Origin of the sequence: Chamaesiphon polymorphus CCALA 037 (assembly GCF_003003845.1) — a bacterium.
GTDB lineage: Bacteria > Cyanobacteriota > Cyanobacteriia > Cyanobacteriales > Chamaesiphonaceae > Chamaesiphon > Chamaesiphon polymorphus.
Window position 1 is genome coordinate 1 of sequence record NZ_PVWO01000752.1, and the last position, 2015, is coordinate 2015.

The window sequence follows — 2015 nt, forward strand, 5'->3', positions numbered from 1 at the left end:
GGCTCAGATTCATTCATCTTTTCCCCCTTATTTAGTAATTGTACCTCTTTCTATACTCTTTGAGCGGGAAGGGAGTAGAATCCGCCAAACAGCTCTCAATCTATTTTACGAAGAAGCAAAACATCTAGAGAAATTAGGCAAACACAGTCAAATTCCCGAACTGTTTGCTTACTTTGATATCGAAGGTCAACCCTATCTCGTGCAGCAGTTTATCGATGGGCAAGATTTAGAACAAGAACTAGCGATCGAAGGCAAATTTAACCAGCATCAAATTCGCAAGCTACTATTATCGTTACTTCCAGTTTTAGACTTCTTACATCACCAGTCGCCGCCAATTATTCATCGCGATATCAAGCCTGCTAATATCATTAGACGGCGTAGCGATCGCGAGTTGGTATTAGTCGATTTTGGAGCGGCCAAACAAGCGACACAAACGATGTTAGCCAGAACTGGCACGACGATCGGTAGTCCTGAATATGTAGCACCAGAGCAGGCTAGAGGCAAACCTGCATTCGCTAGCGATATTTATAGTCTGGGCGTGACTTGTATCTTTCTACTCACCCAAGTCTCACCATTTGACTTATTTGATGTCAGTGAAGATGCGTGGGTCTGGCGAGATTATTTAGTCGATAATCCGGTCGATGAATCGTTAGGTAAAGTCTTAGATAAAATGATTGCTAATGCGCTATCGCAACGCTATCAATCGGCATCTGAAGTCATGGCAGCATTGGCAGATAATCGTCAGATCGTACTAGATCGAGTCCGATCCGATCTATCGATAAATGTCGATCGACAATCGGTAATTTCTTCAGGATCGATCGCCCGACAGTCGCCCAAACAGCTTCAACCCGATCGAAATCAGCACCTGCTACAACCGTTTGGATTTGAGACAGCTAAATTAGTCAATGGCAAAACTCTTTGGGGTACACCCAAGCTGACAGTCAAAAAGTCTCAGGGAATAGCCAATCGCTTCTTTCAAGATTTAGGTGGTGGTGTCAAACTCCAAATGGTGAGTATTCCGGCGGGTACGTTTTTGATGGGCGCGCCTGGATTGGAAGAAGGCAGTAGCGATTATCAACGACCCCAACATCGAGTCAACGTGCCCTCATTCTACATGGGCAAATATCCAGTCACCCAAGCTCAGTATGAAGCAATTATGGGCGATCGACCATCGTATTTTCAAGGCGGAGATCGACCTGTCGAGACTGTTTCTTGGCACGATGCAGTAGAATTCTGTCAGAAATTGTCCCAACTCACTCGCCAGCTCTACCGACTGCCTTCAGAAGCGGAATGGGAGTACGCAGCTCGTGCGGGAACGACGACAGCATTTTGTTTTGGCGAAACCCTCAGTCCTGAAGTCGCGAACTATAGCCAGCAAGAGACGACAGTCGTCGGAGCTTTTCCTGCTAATAACTACGGGTTATATGACATGCACGGAAATATTTCGGAGTGGTGTGCCGATAAATATCACGGCAACTACACGGGTGCCCCACGCGGCGGCTCTTGGTCTAGTAAAATGCGCTATTGTCGCAGTGCCGCACGAATCTATTACACGCCCGATTATCGCTGCGCTTATTTTGGTTTTCGGGTAGTTTGTGAATCTAATTGATAGTTGAGACAACCAATTTCGATCGGATATGGAGATCGTAGACAAGCTAAAAGACACATCCCCGACTTCTTGGAGAAGTCGGGGATGTATCGCGATATTTAATTACCAATCGCTAACCGCATGTTAGCCGCCAGCAACAGCCGGAACGATACTTACTTGGTCGCCATCTTTGAGCGGCGTTCCGGTACCATCGAGGAAGCGGATATCTTCATCGTTAACATAGAGATTGAGAAACCGTCGTAATTGACCGCTTTCGTCGCACAATCTCGCTTTGACACCGGGACAGGCAGCTTCTAAGGCATCTAGTAATTCCGCAATACTATTGCCATCGCATTCGATGGTAGCTCGATCGTTAGTAAATTTTTGCAGTGCAGTGGGGACTAAAACTTTGACAGTCATCTAGGAG

2 protein-coding genes are annotated in these 2015 nt (G+C 46.4%); one reads left to right on the forward strand and one right to left on the reverse strand.

Going from position 1 to position 2015, the window contains the following annotated elements:
- Positions 1–1609 (forward strand): bifunctional serine/threonine-protein kinase/formylglycine-generating enzyme family protein (locus tag C7B77_RS31275; protein WP_181244079.1); only part of this gene is annotated, 1609 nt, incomplete at its 5' end.
- A 123-nt stretch (positions 1610–1732) separates the two neighbouring features.
- On the opposite strand, the gene C7B77_RS28975 is transcribed toward C7B77_RS31275, so the two are convergent.
- Positions 1733–2008, reverse strand: a complete 276-nt coding sequence (locus C7B77_RS28975) for a MoaD/ThiS family protein (RefSeq protein ID WP_106313229.1) — start codon at positions 2006–2008, stop codon at positions 1733–1735.
- Positions 2009–2015: the final 7 nt, after the last annotated feature.

What these genes read in the sequence shown, in the direction of transcription:
- C7B77_RS28975 (WP_106313229.1), bottom strand. Translation starts at nt 2,008, where the DNA reads ATGACTGTCAAAGTTTTAGTCCCCACTGCACTGCAAAAATTTACTAAC.